This window comes from Methylophaga sp. UBA3613, assembly GCF_002375415.1.
Classification (GTDB): domain Bacteria; phylum Pseudomonadota; class Gammaproteobacteria; order Nitrosococcales; family Methylophagaceae; genus Methylophaga.
Map to the genome: position 1 here is coordinate 97,955 of NZ_DFLS01000003.1, position 16,976 is coordinate 114,930.

The 16,976-nt window shown below is 43.9% G+C and carries 17 protein-coding genes; 9 read left to right on the forward strand and 8 right to left on the reverse strand.

Translation table 11 applies throughout. The annotated features are described in order from the left end of the window. Window positions 1-24: 24 nt before the first annotated feature. Genes B3S93_RS01985 through B3S93_RS02010 form a run of 6 tightly spaced genes read right to left on the reverse strand, consistent with a single transcriptional unit; the run spans window position 25 to window position 7,924 of the window. A complete protein-coding gene (locus tag B3S93_RS01985) occupies window positions 25-291 on the reverse strand; it encodes an oxidative damage protection protein (RefSeq protein ID WP_292357899.1) in 267 nt (88 codons plus the stop codon). Beyond that, window positions 288-1,337 carry an A/G-specific adenine glycosylase gene (gene mutY / locus B3S93_RS01990; protein WP_292403971.1) on the reverse strand — a complete coding sequence of 350 codons (1,050 nt, stop codon included), beginning with the start codon at window positions 1,335-1,337 and terminating at the stop codon, window positions 288-290. Before mutY ends, B3S93_RS01985 begins: the two co-directional genes overlap by 4 nt. Before the next feature lie 35 nt (window positions 1,338-1,372). Further along, window positions 1,373-3,841, reverse strand: coding sequence for an AsmA family protein (locus tag B3S93_RS01995; RefSeq protein WP_292403968.1), 2,469 nt, complete (start codon window positions 3,839-3,841; stop codon window positions 1,373-1,375). Window positions 3,842-3,900: 59 nt separating this feature from the next. Then, window positions 3,901-5,829 (reverse strand): hypothetical protein, encoded by a 1,929-nt coding sequence (locus B3S93_RS02000; RefSeq protein ID WP_292357905.1) that lies wholly within the window; start codon window positions 5,827-5,829, stop codon window positions 3,901-3,903. 1 nt (window position 5,830) lies between these two features. After that, window positions 5,831-7,123 (reverse strand): HlyC/CorC family transporter, encoded by a 1,293-nt coding sequence (locus B3S93_RS02005; protein WP_292358136.1) that lies wholly within the window; start codon window positions 7,121-7,123, stop codon window positions 5,831-5,833. Next, window positions 7,124-7,924 (reverse strand): cytochrome C assembly family protein, encoded by an 801-nt coding sequence (locus B3S93_RS02010; RefSeq protein ID WP_292357907.1) that lies wholly within the window; start codon window positions 7,922-7,924, stop codon window positions 7,124-7,126. Window positions 7,925-8,126: 202 nt separating this feature from the next. Here B3S93_RS02010 and ffh point away from each other — a divergent pair, with 202 nt between their 5' ends. The 8 genes from ffh to B3S93_RS02050 all read left to right on the forward strand — a co-directional run bounded on the left by ffh (window position 8,127) and on the right by B3S93_RS02050 (window position 13,793). Further along, window positions 8,127-9,497: a signal recognition particle protein gene (gene ffh, locus B3S93_RS02015; protein WP_292403966.1), complete on the forward strand. Its 1,371-nt coding sequence runs from the start codon at window positions 8,127-8,129 to the stop codon at window positions 9,495-9,497. 86 nt (window positions 9,498-9,583) lie between these two features. Then, window positions 9,584-9,832, forward strand: coding sequence for a 30S ribosomal protein S16 (gene rpsP / locus B3S93_RS02020; protein WP_292357911.1), 249 nt, complete (start codon window positions 9,584-9,586; stop codon window positions 9,830-9,832). Between the two features lie 21 nt (window positions 9,833-9,853). Next, a complete protein-coding gene (gene rimM / locus B3S93_RS02025; RefSeq protein WP_104934432.1) occupies window positions 9,854-10,375 on the forward strand; it encodes a ribosome maturation factor RimM in 522 nt (173 codons plus the stop codon). Between the two features lie 9 nt (window positions 10,376-10,384). After that, window positions 10,385-11,128 (forward strand): tRNA (guanosine(37)-N1)-methyltransferase TrmD, encoded by a 744-nt coding sequence (gene trmD / locus B3S93_RS02030; RefSeq protein ID WP_292357915.1) that lies wholly within the window; start codon window positions 10,385-10,387, stop codon window positions 11,126-11,128. A 13-nt stretch (window positions 11,129-11,141) separates the two neighbouring features. Then, on the forward strand, window positions 11,142-11,486 hold the full coding sequence (gene rplS, locus B3S93_RS02035; RefSeq protein WP_292357917.1) for a 50S ribosomal protein L19: 345 nt from the start codon (window positions 11,142-11,144) through the stop codon (window positions 11,484-11,486). 115 nt (window positions 11,487-11,601) lie between these two features. After that, a complete protein-coding gene (xerD, locus tag B3S93_RS02040) occupies window positions 11,602-12,507 on the forward strand; it encodes a site-specific tyrosine recombinase XerD (protein WP_292357919.1) in 906 nt (301 codons plus the stop codon). Window positions 12,508-12,575: 68 nt separating this feature from the next. Next, a complete protein-coding gene (locus B3S93_RS02045; RefSeq protein ID WP_014706277.1) occupies window positions 12,576-13,061 on the forward strand; it encodes a YajQ family cyclic di-GMP-binding protein in 486 nt (161 codons plus the stop codon). A gap of 12 nt (window positions 13,062-13,073) precedes the next feature. Next, window positions 13,074-13,793, forward strand: a complete 720-nt coding sequence (locus tag B3S93_RS02050) for a thioredoxin fold domain-containing protein (protein WP_292357922.1) — start codon at window positions 13,074-13,076, stop codon at window positions 13,791-13,793. On the opposite strand, the gene B3S93_RS02055 is transcribed toward B3S93_RS02050, so the two are convergent. Then, window positions 13,790-14,542 carry a UDP-2,3-diacylglucosamine diphosphatase gene (locus tag B3S93_RS02055; RefSeq protein WP_292403964.1) on the reverse strand — a complete coding sequence of 251 codons (753 nt, stop codon included), beginning with the start codon at window positions 14,540-14,542 and terminating at the stop codon, window positions 13,790-13,792. The two genes, B3S93_RS02050 and B3S93_RS02055, sit on opposite strands and share 4 nt — an antisense overlap. A 17-nt stretch (window positions 14,543-14,559) precedes the next feature. Continuing rightward, window positions 14,560-15,141 (reverse strand): peptidylprolyl isomerase, encoded by a 582-nt coding sequence (locus tag B3S93_RS02060; RefSeq protein ID WP_292403961.1) that lies wholly within the window; start codon window positions 15,139-15,141, stop codon window positions 14,560-14,562. Window positions 15,142-15,306: 165 nt separating this feature from the next. Between B3S93_RS02060 and B3S93_RS02065 the strand changes: the two genes are divergently transcribed. Further along, entirely contained in the window at window positions 15,307-16,974 is a 1,668-nt protein-coding gene (locus B3S93_RS02065; protein WP_292403958.1) for a glutamine--tRNA ligase/YqeY domain fusion protein, read from the forward strand. Window positions 16,975-16,976 lie beyond the last annotated feature (2 nt).

Consider the following 16,976-nt stretch of genomic DNA (forward strand, 5'->3'; position numbering starts at 1 on the left):
GCGCGATTTTGCCTTTAACATAGGCTAAACCGGCTTGAAATCAGCTGGCTTTTCAGAGCCGTCTCCAAAGAAAAATTTCTCTAATTCGGTTCTCAGAAAAGTCTGGGATTTTGGATCAGCCAATGATAAACGATACTCATTAATTAACATGGTTTGATGCGCTACCCACATTTGCCAGGCTTCTTTAGAGACTGTTTCATAGATTTTTTTCCCCAGTTCACCAGGATAAGGGGGAAAATCGAGTGCCTCTGCTTCTTTGTTGAGTTTTACACAATGCACAGTACGTGTCATAGCATCCTCTCGGTTGATGATAAAAATTGAATTAATTGTTTAACCGGAGCAGGTAAGCCCAAAGTTAACGCCTGATCTATTTTAACCCAGATATGTCTATTATTCTCAGCCACAAGGTGGATTGGCTCAGCAGTAAACAAATAAGGGGTTATAGTTAATTTGAAGTGACTGAAAACATGTTTGATTTCAGGCAATGACGATTCCAGTAAGGTATTTTTTATCGGCAAACGGTTATCTGCTGCCTCTGCAGTTTTACCCTCTGGAAAACTCCATAGCCCCCCCCATATGCCATTTTGCGGACGTTGTTCCAATAATATGTGGTTATTTTGATCTATATAGATAAACCAGTTGGTCTGACGTACAGGTTGGATTTTTTTAGCTTTACGTACCGGGAATAAAGTCGGCTCACCGGATGCAAAAGCCTGGCAATCAGTTTGAAGAGGGCATTGCTGGCAGGCTGGGCGACTGCGGGTGCACAAGGTGGCTCCCAGGTCCATTTGTGCCTGAATATAATTAGCAATGCGATGTTCGGGCAATAATGTCTCGGCTCGCTGCCACATTGCAGCTTCTACGTGTTTCTCACCTGGCCAGACATTAATGGCATCATATCGCGCCAAAACGCGTTTTACGTTGCCATCCAGAATCGGATAGCGCTGATGAAAGGCCAGCGCCATAATGGCTCCGGCAGTAGAACGACCAATTCCTGGCAAATCCAAAAGCGCCTGAAAATCCTCTGGCACCTTTGCGTCATGATGCTGTTGCATCTGAACAGCTGCCTTATGCAGATTTCGTCCACGGGCATAATATCCAAGCCCTGACCATAAGCCGAGGACATCATCTATATGGGCATCTGCCAGAGCGTTAATGTCCGGGAAACGATCAATAAAACGCTGGTAATACGGAATAACGGTAGCAACCTGAGTTTGCTGAAGCATCACTTCAGAAAGCCATACATGATAAGCCGATGGTTTTTGCTGCCATGGCAAATCCTTACGACCGTGATGGTCATACCAGGCTAATAAACGTTCACTGAAGCTGTTAGTCAAAATAGAATCAGGCCATGTTCCTTTGTGAACACGGCCTAGAATAAACTTTTCAGTTTTTCCTTCAACAAGTCCTCTTCTGAGGGTTCATCTGCAGAGTCTGCCTCATCGGATGTTTGCTCATCGGTAGCAGGCTCTTCAGTAGTTTCATCAGAAGTTGAAGATTTTGAATCGCCACCCAGTTTCTTACCCAGTAATCCACCAAGCTCATCACCCAGTTTTTCTTTTAGTTTTTCTTCAGCTTTGGCTTTAATTTCACCAGTGGCCTGTTCTTTTAAGACAGAGGCCAAATCCACTTTGGGTCTTGGATTATCAAAACTGCCGGTAATTTTTACCGGAATGGTAATCCCTTTCAGATCTTCAAGAGTTTTGCCTCCCTGGCCTTCAGCTGAACCGACGATTGAAACGCGAACAGCATAATCAATGACTTCTCTGGGGAGATCAATATCACCCGCACCGGTGACTCGCAATAATGGAGACATTAACTCAAGGTCCTGATTATTTACGATGCCTTCATTGGCGGTGAATGTGCCTTTCAGGCTGCTGAAATCAGTTTGCACCGGTTCGTTAGTCTCTGCAGCTTTTTGTCCGGACAGAACAGCCTTAGCCTGGCGAATGGCTTCTGCAATATTAATGCCTTTTAATGCGCCATCCGTAAAAGAAAATGCACCATTACCGTTCAGACTTTGTTTGATGGCATCAATATCTTTACCACTGCCATTGAGCTTTACATTGGCATTTGCTGTGCCGGCAATACGATCATTACCGGTCAGATCTTTTAATAGGGGACCGGCCTGAACCCCTTGCAGGTTTTCATCTACTGCAAGCTTCAAATTGTCACCACGGGCATCAAGATTGACATTACCTTGATACTTTCCCTGATATAACTCTGCAGCCAGGGGACTCAGTTTGATCAGACCATCTTTTGCATCAATAGTAATGACAATGTTTTCACTGTTAATGCCACTGACTTTGAGTTTGCCAATTTTCAAACTGCCTTTGGCGTTGATGTCCCGCAGTGTTTCCAATGGTAATTCACTGGAGCCGCCGGCTGCAGATGAAGCAGGTGTAGAAACTTCTTTAGCCGTTTTATCCTCAACTTCTTCTTTCGCTGGTGGTAAATAGCGATCAGCATCAATTTGATCCAGCATCAGATTAAATGTGTAAGCGGGTTTTTCGAAATTGTTGATACCAAATTGACCGGTTAATTGACTTTGATCCAGGGTCAATTGTAAATCTTTGGTATTAAGCGATTGTTTGCTGCCACTGATTTCACTACTCAGCTGAACCAGTTCCAATGTACTATTATCGGCCATTTCAGGCAGTTCAATTTTTAAATCTTCGGCTAATTTACGCAGGTTGAAAGGTTTCACCTGGATATTGCCATTATATGCCAGATCATCAGACAGGATTTTCTCCGCCAGTATTCGTCCATTCATCGTCAGATCTGCAAATTTGATGGCAAGATCATTAACCTGCAATGTTTCATCTGCGAGATTAGCTATGAGGTTGCTTGTGACATCCAGTTTGCTTTTGCCACCGGGTAGATTTTTATCTTCAATATCCGCGCTGATAACAAGATTTGTAATGCTGTGTTGTTGCGATGCCAGATTGGCTTCGATTAAACCCTCTATATTGGCGTCGATATTTTGTTCAGATCCGGTAGCTTGTAAATTAATTGCTAAATTTTGGATTGTCACCAATTCACTCGCCATGTTGGCATGAATGTCAGCTTGAAGGTCCAGATTAGCCTGTTGCAATGGCATTGCAGAACTATTGGCAACGGTATTGAGCTTCAGTGACTCCAGTGCGTAGATCTGCTTTTCAAGATCGACGATTACCTTACTCTCAAGTTCGATATGTGCTTTGACTTCAGGCTTACTGCTGATCAAATCAAACGACGTTGTAAGTGAAGTGGGATCGCCGGGAGCCAGAGGATCGGTCTCCAGATTAAGATTACGTAACTGGAAGTTTTCATCTTTGCTGGCATCAGACCACAATACATTGGCATTGGTTAGTTTAATGCCGGCAATTTTTACTGCAGATAATCCACTGGATGGCTCGTCCGAAACACTGTCAGCTTCAGCTGAAGGGGGTTGTTCTACTTCATCACTGGTTTTTGTCAGATCATCCCAGTTGGTCACACCTTCTTTATTGGTCTCCAGATTCAGCAACAGACCGTCGAGCACAATGGTGTCCATTTCCAGCTGTTTTTTCAGCAGAGGCATCAGTTTAATGCGAATTTCGGCAGCTTCGACGCTGGCAAAAGATTCGGCTTTAAAGCCACTGGCATTGCTAAGTGATAATGGTCCGAGTTCTAAAGCTATCCAGGGAAACACCGATAGCTCGATATCACCTTGCAAAGTCAATTTACGCCCTGTGGTTTTTTCAACCTGCGCTGCAATCTCATCTTTATAGTCATTTGGATCGATAATGAAGGGAAGTGCTGCGAGAGCAGCAATAGCGATGATGATTATTGCAATAATCACTTTGATAAAGGTGCGCATGCTTTTATCCTGTACTTTAGATGGGTGTATTGCCAAGATGATAAGTCATTTGACAGGGTTTATGAACCGGCTTTGACAATATAGGTGAAACGTTCATAGTCCAATGTCGCTGAAAACAGGTCTTTGGTTTCAGCATTGATTGAAGCCTCTTTGGAGTTAGATATTGTCAGTTGGCGTTTAGGACTAAAGACCCCTTTTTGGGTAATAAGTGCCGGGGGCTGTGTGTTGAGTTGTATCCCTGGATAGAGGAAATTTCCGGGTATTGGCTGGCAGGTTACAACTTCCGGCGTACCTTCTATTAAGCTTAGACCTGCCTGAGCGTTGTTCTGCCAATCGTTACAGAACCAGCAAATAGTTGCTAATTGCAATTTATTTTGCAGTTTCAGTAAAACCAGTTCGTTTACATCAATCGTGTCTTCGCATTTATTAATAAGCAATAAGCTGCCATGTTCGGAGTCGTTCAGCACTTTTGCCTGCATGCTGTTACTGGAAGCCCCATTAAGAAAATCCACAATATTGTCGTAACCGTGGACGATTTCTACAGAACCGTTATCAATTAACTGTTTTCTGGGGGATTGTCGTTGGTAATTGGCTGCAAGTTGGGGCATTACCTGTCGAATCAGTTGCAAATCCAAAGCATTTTCCCGCTTGTTGGATAGAATAAGTTTTTGTCCGAGGATGGTTAAAACATCCTGAGTTTGTAGCATGCGGTTATCAGACGCCTGGCGTGTTAATTGTGGTGTTTTCGACAAGGCTTTTGGCGCTTGATCTTGTTCTGCTTCAACACAAAAATATCCGGTTAATAAAAAAGCATTTTCCAGAACTTGTTGTTGAGGGGGGATATCGGTAATCACAGCCTTATTAACGACCTCCGCTATCATTGAGTAAAGGCGAATGACGGAGTATTTAGACAAGCTGTAGGGATCTGCAATGGCTGTTAGTGCAATACGCTTATATATATGCTCAAAATTATCACTGCTGCCAAGTGGCGAAACATCCGGCTCCTGCTGCAGAGCTTTTGCCTTTTCAAGATATATCAATAATTGGTTTAATTGTAACCAGCAATCCTTTGGTGCAGCTCTGTAATACAGATAAGCATGCAGAATCTGTAACGAAATTAATTCGCTGCCACGATTCAAACAGAATAGAAAACGGGGGGAATTTGCAGGCCGTTCACCACGTTGATAATGTTTGTCAGCCAGGTTGAAATATAACTCAGCGAGGCAGCGTATGGTCTGACTGAAATTGCTCAGGTTTTTTTGAGCGGGTCTTTTCAGGCTGGACTCTGCGGCGATAACTTTGCTGTCACGGGTCAGTAAAAGACGTTTGAGTTCGTGGAAATAGACATCCAAAAGATTTATCTGTCGAGTTTCAGAGATATGGTGATGTTTGATTGCCTGCAGATTTGCTAACAAAATTGACAGGCGTTGAGATAAATCATCGGTAAGTTGGGATAACCAGGTTTTTAATAAAGCAGGATCAGTAATAATGTCACCTCGTCGTTCATCCGTTACGACAGAGATCAATAAATTTAGTTTGGGGAGATCGGCAGCTGGTTTGGACTGGTTACGTAAGAGAGCATTACCAAGCCACATACTGAATAAACGGGGATTAATCACTTTTGCCGGTGATTGCAGAAAATGAAACCCTTTAGCGGATAATTTTCTTGATTGAGCAAAATGTCTTTCAGCAAAAGCGAACAGGGAAAATAAATTACTGCTGGTTAAGGGTAATTTTATCTGCAGCAAGTTTTGCTGATGAGTGGTTTTGCGCCGGCTACAGTATATATTCAGCAGTTCGACATCACGTTGCTGCCAGCTTTTTAAACCTTCCGCGTTATCAACGTTATAAAAATACAAAACAGCATGACCTAAACGACTTATTTGCCATTGGTGGTTTAATGATGAGTTGTACTGCGATAACAGGGCTTGCAGCTGTTGATGATCTGCGTCAGTGAAGCCGAAGCATCGTATCTGCAGATTAGCCAATTTAACTTTGCTCCGTCTCAGCTGTTGGTTTGGAAGGCTGCAATTGCCGTAGTCGCACAGTTCTGATGGCATTATCTGCGGTTTGAATCACCTCGATAATGTAATCATCAATACGCAAACTTACCCCGGGATCAGGAATGCTTTCCAGATGTTCCAGCACCAGGCCGTTGATCGTTTTAGGACCATCGGTTGGTAATAGCCAATCCAGTGTTCGATTCAATTCACGGATATTGGCTGAGCCATTAATCAGATAACTGCCATCACTTTGTGGATGAATTTCCTTTTCATCATCAATGGTATTGGCGGTAAACTCCCCCACAATCTCCCGAAAAATATCTTCTAATGTAATCAAACCCAGTAAATCGCCGTATTCATCCACTACAAGACCTGTGCGACGCAATTTACGCTGAAACTGAATCAGCTGAGTATTCAGAGGTGTGTCCTCTGGAACGAAATAAGCTTCTTTTACAATACTCTCAAAGGTTTGTTGATTCAGGTTGTCCTGAGTCATCAGATTTAATGCCTTGCGTACATGCAAGATACCAACAATGTTATCCATACTGTCGCGGTAGACTGGCAACCTGGTGTAACCACAATGTGAAAGCTGCTTTACAATTTCAGCAAATGGCTGATTGATGTCGATACCTTCAATTTCATTACGCGGCACCATTACATCGTTTACCGTAACCTGCTCCAGATCCAGAATGCTCATTAGCATATCTTTGTGGCGGTTTGGGATCATACTGCCTGCTTCCATCAGCGCCACCCTTAATTCTTCTATGTTAATAGCCGTAGACGTCGCATCTTCACGAGACACACCAAATAGGCTCAGCAATCGGTTAGTAATCGCACTGGTAAACCATACCAAGGGATACAAAAAGAATAATAATGGCTTTAATACAAAACTGGCAGGGTAAGCGACTCGCTCGGGGTGTAAGGCTGCAAGCGTTTTGGGGGTGACCTCAGCAAATAACAAGATGACCAACGTTAAGGTGAAGGTTGCTACCACAATACCGTTCTCACCCAGCAGTTTAATTCCAATGACGGTAGCAATAGCTGAGGCAAAAATATTCACAAAGTTATTGCCCAGCAGGATGAGGCCAATCAAACGGTCAGGTCTGGCTAGCAAACTGCTGGCAATCATTGCGCCGCGATGTCCTTGTTGAGCAAGATGTTTTAATCGATAGCGATTTAATGACATCAATGCTGTTTCGGAACTTGAAAAAAACGCCGACAACACTAATAGACAAAACAGAATTATAAACAGGCCAATTAAAGAAATATCTTCCATCAGTTAACTTTTAATCAAAAATTCAATAACAAGTTTGCTGCCAACATATGCCAGCAATAAAAAACCAAAACCGGATAAAGTCCATTTAACCGCTGTCTGGCTTCGCCAGCCATACTGTTTACGGCCCCATAGCAATCCTGCAAAAACCAGCCAGGCGATAATTGAAAAAACGGTTTTATGGGCCAGATGCTGAGCGACGAAATTATCAACAAACAGAAATCCAGTAATCAGACCCAACGTCAGTAAAATGAAGCCGGCATAAAGTAATTGAAATAATGTCTTTTCCATTGTCTGCAGTGGAGGCAGTTTACGGACCCAGCCGCCGGCATGTTTATTACGTAACTGTTTTTCCTGAATCGCCAGGATGATCGATTGCATAGCAGCAAGTGCCAGCAGAGCATATGCTGTAAGTGATAATAAAATATGCCATTCCAAAGCGGGATCACTAAGAGTTTGTTGGCTACTACCCGGAGCCTCGACCCTGAACATTAAACATAAGGCGACCAGTGGATATACTACAATTCCAGGATGGGCTACGGGAGATCGCAAACCGGCTAACATCGCGATAAATGCCATTAACCAGGCTGCGATAGATAACATGCTCATCAGACTGAGATCCCAGCCTTGAGCAAATTTCATGGTGAAATAAATATCTGCAGCATGAAATAACAGCGCTAAAGTGGTCAATATGCCTATCGGTAAGGCAAGTTTATTGGCGTTATGATCGCGTTTGACAAAGTCTCGGATCAAAATAACGCTGCTACTTAAATACAGTAGAAAGGCTAATGCGTTGGCAATGGCCATGAGGGGAGATCCTTAAGTTCCAATAATGATTATCCAGTTAAACCTTCAAGCTTAATCATAAACGGTAAACTGCTTCACCGGATATCATATCAGTTATAATGCAATATCTAGAGTCTGTTTAACTTTCATATGCTTCTGAAAATAAACAGACCCTATCCAAATAGTACTGATTTTTCAGTAACGAAACGATGCAGGATACATTATGTTTGACAGCCTAAGTGACAGACTCGCCGGCAGCCTCAAAAAATTACGTGGTCAGGGTCGAATCACCGAAGATAATATTAAAGAAACTTTACGTGAAGTACGTATGGCTCTGCTTGAAGCCGACGTTGCTTTAGCGGTTGTTCGTGAATTTATTGAAAGAGTAAAAGAACGGGCAATGGGACAGGATGTGATGCGCAGCCTCAGTCCTGGCCAGGTTTTCGTCAAAATAGTTAACGACGAACTGGTCGCCGTTATGGGCGATGAAGACAATAGTCTTAATCTGAATAGTCAGCCGCCGGTTGTTATTTTGATGGCAGGCTTACAAGGTGCCGGTAAAACAACCAGTGTGGCCAAACTGGCCCGTTTTCTGAAAGAAAGACAAAAAAAATCGGTGATGGTCGCCAGTGCTGACGTTTATCGTCCAGCCGCGATTGAGCAGCTTAAAACGTTGGCAAGTGATGTTGAAGCCAAGTTTTTTCCCAGTGATGCCAGTCAGGATCCGGTAGCAATCGCTCAGGCTGCAGTGGCACAAGCAAAACTAGAATATGTTGATGTAGTCATTATTGATACGGCTGGTCGGCTGCACATTGATGACGACATGATGGGCGAAATTAAACGCATCCACGCAGCAATTAATCCAACTGAAACCTTATTTACAGTTGATAGCATGACTGGTCAGGATGCGGCAAATACCGCCAAGGCATTTAATGAAGCATTGCCACTGACCGGTGTGATTCTGACTAAAACCGATGGTGATGCACGAGGTGGTGCGGCCTTATCCATTCGGCATATCACCGGTAAGCCCATTAAATTTATGGGGGTCGGTGAAAAGACTACTGCGCTGGAAGTGTTTCATCCTGATCGTATTGTTTCGCGAATTTTGGGAATGGGCGACGTACTTTCTCTGGTCGAAGAAGCACAACGCAAAATTGATACCGACTCAGCTGAAAAACTCGCTAACAAACTCAAGAAAGGCAAAGGTTTTGACCTTGAAGATTTTCGCGATCAACTACAGCAAATGAGCAAAATGGGCGGCATTGGCACATTGATGGATAAGTTGCCTGGAATGGGACAAATTCCAGATGCCGTTAAAAATCAGGCCAATGATAAAGAACTGGTCAGAATGGAAGCGATGATCAATTCAATGACTCCGAAAGAGCGGCGTCGTCCTGAATTAATCAAAGGCTCCAGGAAAAAACGTATTGCAGCTGGCTCTGGCACACAGATCCAGGATGTTAACCGCCTACTGAAACAGTTCTCACAAATGCAGAAAATGATGAAGAAAATGGGACAGAAAGGTGGTATGGCTAAAATGATGCGCGGCCTTGGTGGAAAACTGCCAATGGGCGGCGGTGGCATGCCTTTTTAACACAATCGCATTTACAGCTTTGCAAACCTTGGATAAGTGCGTAAAATAACTCTATTTTTCCATCCAGATTTTCAACGGGTAGGTTTATGGTAACAATCAGAATGACACGCGGCGGCGCAAAAAAGCGTCCTTTTTACGGCATTGTCGTAACAGATTCACGTAGTAAACGTGATGGTCGTTACATCGAGCGTCTGGGGTTCTTTAACCCGATTGCTAAAGGCCAGGAAGAAGAGCTACGCATTGATTTAGAGCGCGTTAAACATTGGATCAGCCAAGGTGCACAAACCTCTGAGCGTGTTGCCCAGCTGATCAAGCAAGCACAAAAGTCTGCTTAATTTCTATCCGGGAGTCTCGTGATGGCTGATGCCAGCGAATACATCCCGGTAGGGAAAATATCAGGTGTTTTCGGCGTAAAGGGTTGGGTTAAAGTTTTTTCATATACCGACCCTCGCGACAACATTCTGGAATATAAACCGCTTTATGTGCATCGTCATGGAGATTGGATACCAATCGAAGTGAATGGTGGTCAGTTACAGGGTAAGGCGGTTGTGATGAGTCTGGAGAAGGTCACTGACCGAAATCAGGCCATGACATTGATTGGTTCAGAACTGGCGATAAAACGTTCACAATTGCTGGAAACTGATGAAGATGAGTTTTACTGGGCTGACTTGGTTGGCCTGACAGTTATTAATGCTGAAAATGAAAAACTGGGAATCGTTGATCATCTGTTAGAAACAGGTGCAAATGATGTTCTGGTGGTAAGTGGAACAGAGCCAGATACGGAGTATCTGATTCCGTTTGTTCTGGATCGAACTGTTTTAAAAGTTGATTTGGAAAACAAGCAGATTCAGGTCGATTGGCAAGCTGACTATCTTTGATGAACTAAAATGAAGCTGTCAGTAATCTCATTGTTTCCGGAGATGTTTGCGGCGATAACAGAATATGGTGTAACCGGCAGGGCGGTAAAACAGGGCAGATTAAGCCTGAGTTATTTAAACCCGCGAGAGTTTACAACCGACAAACATCAAACCGTGGATGACCGACCTTATGGTGGTGGTCCCGGAATGGTAATGAAAGTCAGTCCTTTGTTGGATGCGATTAAAACAGCAAAACAACAACTTGGTGATGATGTGAAAGTCATTTATTTATCACCACAGGGACAAAAGCTGAATCAGCACGCGTTAGGCGAAATGGCCAAACGTGGATCGATGATTTTGCTGGCCGGTCGCTACGAAGGTATTGATGAGCGACTGGTTGAACAGGAAATTGATGAGGAATGGTCGATAGGTGACTATGTCCTCAGTGGGGGTGAGCTGGCAGCCATGGTGATGATTGATGGTATTGCCCGTTTATTACCCGGGGTGTTGGGTGATGCCGAATCTGCTGAGCAGGATTCGTTTATGAGTGGTCTGCTGGACCATCCACATTACACCCGCCCGGAACAGTTAAATGGCCAGACAGTACCAGCCGTACTGTTAGGTGGAAATCATGAGGCAATACGTCAGTGGCGCCTCAAACAGTCCTTAGGACGAACATGGTTACGGCGACCTGATTTGTTGGAATCGATGACATTATCAACAGAACAGGCTGCTTTATTGGAAGAATTTATTGCCGAGCGCGGGCAGGATTAGTTGGGAGCAAACAATGAGTAACATTATCGATCAGCTTAACGCTGAACAATTAAGAACCGATATTCCGGATTTTTCTGCCGGTGACACAGTTGTTGTCAAGGTTCGTATTAAAGAAGGTGAGCGTGAACGTGAACAGGCTTTTGAAGGCGTTGTTATCGCTAAACGTAACCGTGGTTTGCATTCAGCTTTCACTGTTCGCAAAATCTCTAACGGTGTTGGTGTTGAGCGTGTTTTCCAGGCTCACAGCCCAACCATCGCCAGTGTTGAATTGAAACGCCGTGGTGACGTTCGCCGTGCGAAACTTTACTACTTGCGTGATTTGACTGGTAAAGCGGCACGTATTAAAGAAAAATTGTAATTCAGCGGATCGATTGATCCGTTATTACAGAAAAAGGGACAAAGTTGATTTTCAGCTTTGTCCTTTTTTTATGCGGTTAAATCGACATGCACTATAGTCAAACTGAAGCAATTCAATGAAACAAGCTGTTGATAAACACGAACGTCATTTACAGAGTTTTCTTGATTCTTTATGGCTTGAATCAGGGCTTAGCGATAATACAGTAACGGCCTATCAACATGATTTAGTGGCTTTTGCCAGTTGGTTGCAGCCGTTTGATGTGACATTGGCCAATGCGCAACGTGAACATATTCAGCGCTATCTTCAGCAACGAATGCGAGAGGGTAAAAAGGTACGCAGCGATGCACGCCTGTTATCCAGCCTTCGCCGTTTTTACCGCTATTTATGTCGTGAAGCCATTCGTGATTCAGATCCTACCGCAATGCTTGAGTCTCCGAGATTGGGTAAATCATTGCCGGGAAGCTTGTCAGAAGAAGATGTTATCAATCTGTTAGCGCAACCAGATACTGAGACAGCCTTGGGTATGCGCGACAGAACGATGTTGGAAGTACTTTATGCCACTGGCTTACGGGTATCTGAACTGGTGGCTTTAACCTTTGAACAACTCAATATGCGTCAGGGCTTAATACGCTGCATTGGTAAAGGCAATAAGGAAAGATTGGTCCCTTTAGGCGAAACGGCATTGGACTGGTTGCAATTGTATTTGCTTGAAAGTCGACCTCAGTTATTACAAGGTCAAGTGACGGATGATTTATTTCCGACCCGGCGGGGACATTCAATGACCCGACAGGCATTCTGGTACATTATCAAACGTTACGCCAAACTGGCGCTGATTGATAAGCCGCTTTCTCCACACACGTTACGACATGCTTTCGCCACCCATTTGCTGAATCATGGAGCAGATTTACGAGTGGTTCAGCTTTTACTTGGCCATGCTGATTTATCCACTACCCAAATTTATACCCATGTTGCCAAAGCCAGACTCCAGCAAATGCATAATCAGCATCATCCACGTGGTTGATTTTCCGCTGCCATGAAAGCTGATGGTAAACTGTCCGGCTAAAATTTAATTTGATTGGGAGAAGCTAGATGCCCTCATTTGATATTGTTTCTGAAGTAGACAAGCATGAACTGACCAATGCGGTTGATCAGGCAAACCGTGAACTGGATAATCGCTTTGATTTCCGCGGAACCGATGCCAAAGTCGAGCAGTCAGACAAAACACTGACCATGTTTGCCAACAGTGATTTTCAATTAGATCAGTTGCTCGATATTCTTAGAATGAAACTGGTGAAACGTGGTATTGATATCAGTTGTCTTGAACTTAAGGATCCTGTGGGTTATGGCAAGATGCGAAAGCAGGATGTGCTGGTTCGTGAAGGCATCGAAAAAGATCTATCACGCACCATCGTCAAACTGATTAAAGAAAGCAAAATTAAAGTTCAGGCAGCAGTACAGGGCGATAGTGTCAGAGTAACCGGCAAAAAACGTGATGATTTGCAACAGGTTATGGCACTGTTGAAAAGTCATGATTCGATTGATATGCCGTTGCAATTCAATAATTTTCGAGATTAAGAGAACCAATAAATGAATTTAAGCCGATTGGTATGGTTGCCGTTATTGCTTTGCATGAGTCTGGCGCATGCAGATGAGATGACAGAACTCAAAGCTGAACTTAATAAACAATTACCTGATATGCAATTGCAATCACTATCACCAGTTGGCAAAAGTGGTTTATATGAAGCAGTCATTGATGATCGTATTTATTACTTCACAGCAGATGGTCAATTTTTGATTCAAGGTGATTTACTGGCGTTGGAAACGCGTGAAAACATTACAGAAGCACGGCGTATTGAAGTGAAAAAGGCTTTACTGGATCGTGTAGATGAAGATGATCTGATTATTTTTGCCGCCAAAAAGCCGGACTACACTGTTACCGTATTTACCGATGTTGATTGTGGCTATTGCCGTGAGTTGCATCGTCAGGTCAAAGACTACAATGATTTGGGAATCACCATTCGTTATATGGCTTATCCTCGGGCGGGGGCAGAATCCGAATCAGCTAATAAATTAATTGAAGTCTGGTGTGCCAAGGATCAGCAGAAAGCCATGACGGATGCAAAAGCCCAGCGCGAAGTGAAAAAAACATCTCTCTGTGAAAACAATCCTGTCGCCGAGCAGTTTGAAATTGGTAGCAAGTTGGGAGTGCGTGGTACGCCGGCAATCTTCCTTGAAGATGGTCAGATGTTACCCGGATATGTGCCACCGCAGAAATTGCGTGAAATTCTGGATGAATATCTCGGCTAATTGAGTGAGAGTATAGATTGCCCCTCAGACAAACGTTTATCGACTAAGCGTATTTTCTCAGGGGTAATTTCAATATAACTCGCATCAGGTTGCCAATCCCCTAATACGATTCGATAGTTTGAATTATTTTGCGAAGATTGCAGTGTATGAATAGCGGGACGGTGAGTGTGACCGTGCAGCAGTAGAGTCGCATTGTATTGCTGCATTACCTGTCTGACAGATGCAGGATTAACATCCATAATCTGAGCTTGCTTGTACTGCTTCTGCTGTTTGCTTTTGGCTTTGATTTTATCGGAAATTCCTTGGCGAACCGTTAAGGGCATTGCCAGGAATAGTTTTTGTAACCAGCGGTTACGCACCACTTTTCGGTAACGTTGATAACTCACATCATCAGTGCACAAACTGTCCCCATGCATTAATAAGATTTTATGTCCGTATACATCAATCATGACCGGATCATCCAGTAAGGTACCGCCCACCCGTCTGGCAAAATCTTTACCCAGCATAAAATCCCGATTGCCAACCATCAGATAAATTTTGCTGCCTTGCTGCTGAAGATTTTGTAATGCCTGAATAAATGGATCAAACTCAGTCGGGACTAAATCATCTCCCAACCAGGTATTAAAAATATCTCCAACTATATAAAACGCATCGACATTAACCTGCTGGGCAACAAAATCAGTGGCCAGCCGGATAAGCTCCGGCTGGTCAGGACTAAGATGCAAATCTGAAATAAACAGGGTTTTCATTGAATTTGAAGGATCAATTATTCGACCACAAACGCTTTTTCAATGACTACAGCTTCTGCAGGAACATCCTGATGACCACCACGCATAGTAGTTTTTACTTTGCGAATCGCATCGACCACATCCATACCTTCAATGACTTCACCAAACACAGCATAACCCCAGTCCTGCATGGTTTTATCGCGATGATCCAGAAAGTCATTGTCTTTGGTATTAATAAAAAACTGTGCCGTAGCAGAATGCGGATCACCTGTCCGCGCCATCGCGACAGTGCCTTTCTTATTGCTCAAGCCGTTATCGGCTTCATTTTGGATGGACGCTTCGGTTTTCTTTTGTTTGAAGGATTCATCAAACCCACCACCCTGGATCATAAAATTTTCAATGACACGATGGAAAATAGTGCCATCGTAAAAACCGGATTCAACATATTGAATAAAGTTTTTAACGGTTTCCGGTGCTTTATCAGCATTCAGTGCGATAACAATATCGCCATGATTAGTGCTGAGTTTCACTTTGGGTTGTGCGCCGCCGCCTTCCGCGTGGGCAGCCAGCGAAAACGAAGCAAAAAACAGGGGGGCCAGATGGCGATAGAGTAATTTCATGGTAGCTTGTCCAAAAATTGCAAAAACCATCATGATAGAGCATCAAAGCAATTCAGGTGAAGACAATTAAAGACCTTTTCAGATCCAACATACCTAAACAGCACTGTCACCCGACGCTGCTGACAGCGTATAATGCGCGTTCACATTTAACTGTAAACATTCACTATGTCAGAATCTGCTGCCAATCATAATTTTATACGTCCCATTATTCAGGAAGATATTGATTCTGGCAGGGTCGCCGGAAAAGTCGTTACTCGCTTTCCCCCTGAGCCCAATGGATACTTGCATATTGGTCATGCCAAGTCTATTTGCCTGAACTTCGGTTTGGCTGAGGAATTCGGCGGTGATTGTCATTTACGCTTTGATGATACTAATCCAGCCAAAGAAGAGCAGGAATACATTGAAGCCATCATGGAAGATGTCCAGTGGCTGGGCTTTAAGTGGGCGGGTGACGTACGTTATGCATCAAGCTATTTTGAGCAGTTTTATGATTGGGCTGTCCATCTGATCAAGCAAGGCAAAGCCTATGTTTGTGATCTCACCGCTGAACAAGCCAGTGAATACCGTGGCTGGGCGACCAAGCCGGGTAAAGAATCGCCATTTCGTGATCGCAGCGTAGAAGAAAATCTCACTTTATTTGAAAAAATGCGGCAAGGCGATTTTGCTGAAGGTTTTTGTGTGTTGCGCGCAAAAATCGATATGGCTTCGCCCAATATGAACCTGCGTGATCCGATTCTTTATCGTATTCGCAAGAAATCGCACCATCAAACCGGTGACAAATGGTGTATTTATCCCAGTTATGATTTTGCCCACGGGCAAGGCGATGCAATTGAAGGCGTCACCCACAGTATCTGTACGCTGGAATTTCAGGACCATCGTCCGTTGTATGAGTGGTTTATTGCAAATCTGCCCGTTCCTTCAAAACCAAAGCAGTATGAGTTTGGCCGTCTCAATCTGAACTATACGGTGACCAGTAAGCGCAATTTAAAACAACTGGTCGATGAGCAAATAGTTGCTGGCTGGAATGATCCCAGAATGCCAACCATTTCAGGTATGAGACGGCGCGGTTATACGGCTGCGGCGTTGCGCGCTTTTTGTGACGATCTGGCCGTGGCCAAAACAGATGGTATTGTTGATATTGCCCAGCTGGAATTTGAGATCCGCAAAGATTTAAATGAAAACGCAGCACGTGCCATGTGTGTTTTGACTCCTCTGAAGGTGACCATCTCTAATGCTGCTGAAAGCGTTGAATGGCTGGAAGTCGCGAACCATCCGCAACAGGAAGCCATGGGACAGCGTGCATTGCCGTTCACCAAAGAAATTTTTATTGATGCCAGCGACTTTACCGAAGACACCAGTCTGAGCCGGAAAAAGTTCAAGCGTCTGGTGATTGGTGATTATGTGCGGTTACGTGGTGCTTATGTCATTAAGGCTGATGATGTTATCAAGGATGATAACGGTGAAATCATTGAAGTGATTGCCTCATTAGTGCCCGATACTGTCGGCCAAAATCCGCCCCCTGAGATGAAACCACGTGGCGTGATTCACTGGGTTTCAGCCACAGAAGGCAAAGAAGTCGAGTTGCGTTTATACGACAGATTGTTTTTGGCGGAAGCACCCGGAAAAGCAACGGGTAACTATCTTGATGATGTGAACCCCGATTCGTTAAAGGTCATTAAAGCAATTGCCGAACCGGCCATTGTGAATTGTGAACCGGAAACTGTTTTCCAGTTTGAACGAGAAGGCTATTTTGTCAGTGATCGTTATGATCACACCGCTGATACGCCGGTATTCAATCTGACCATTGGCTTAAAAGATACTTCAGATAAATAAAA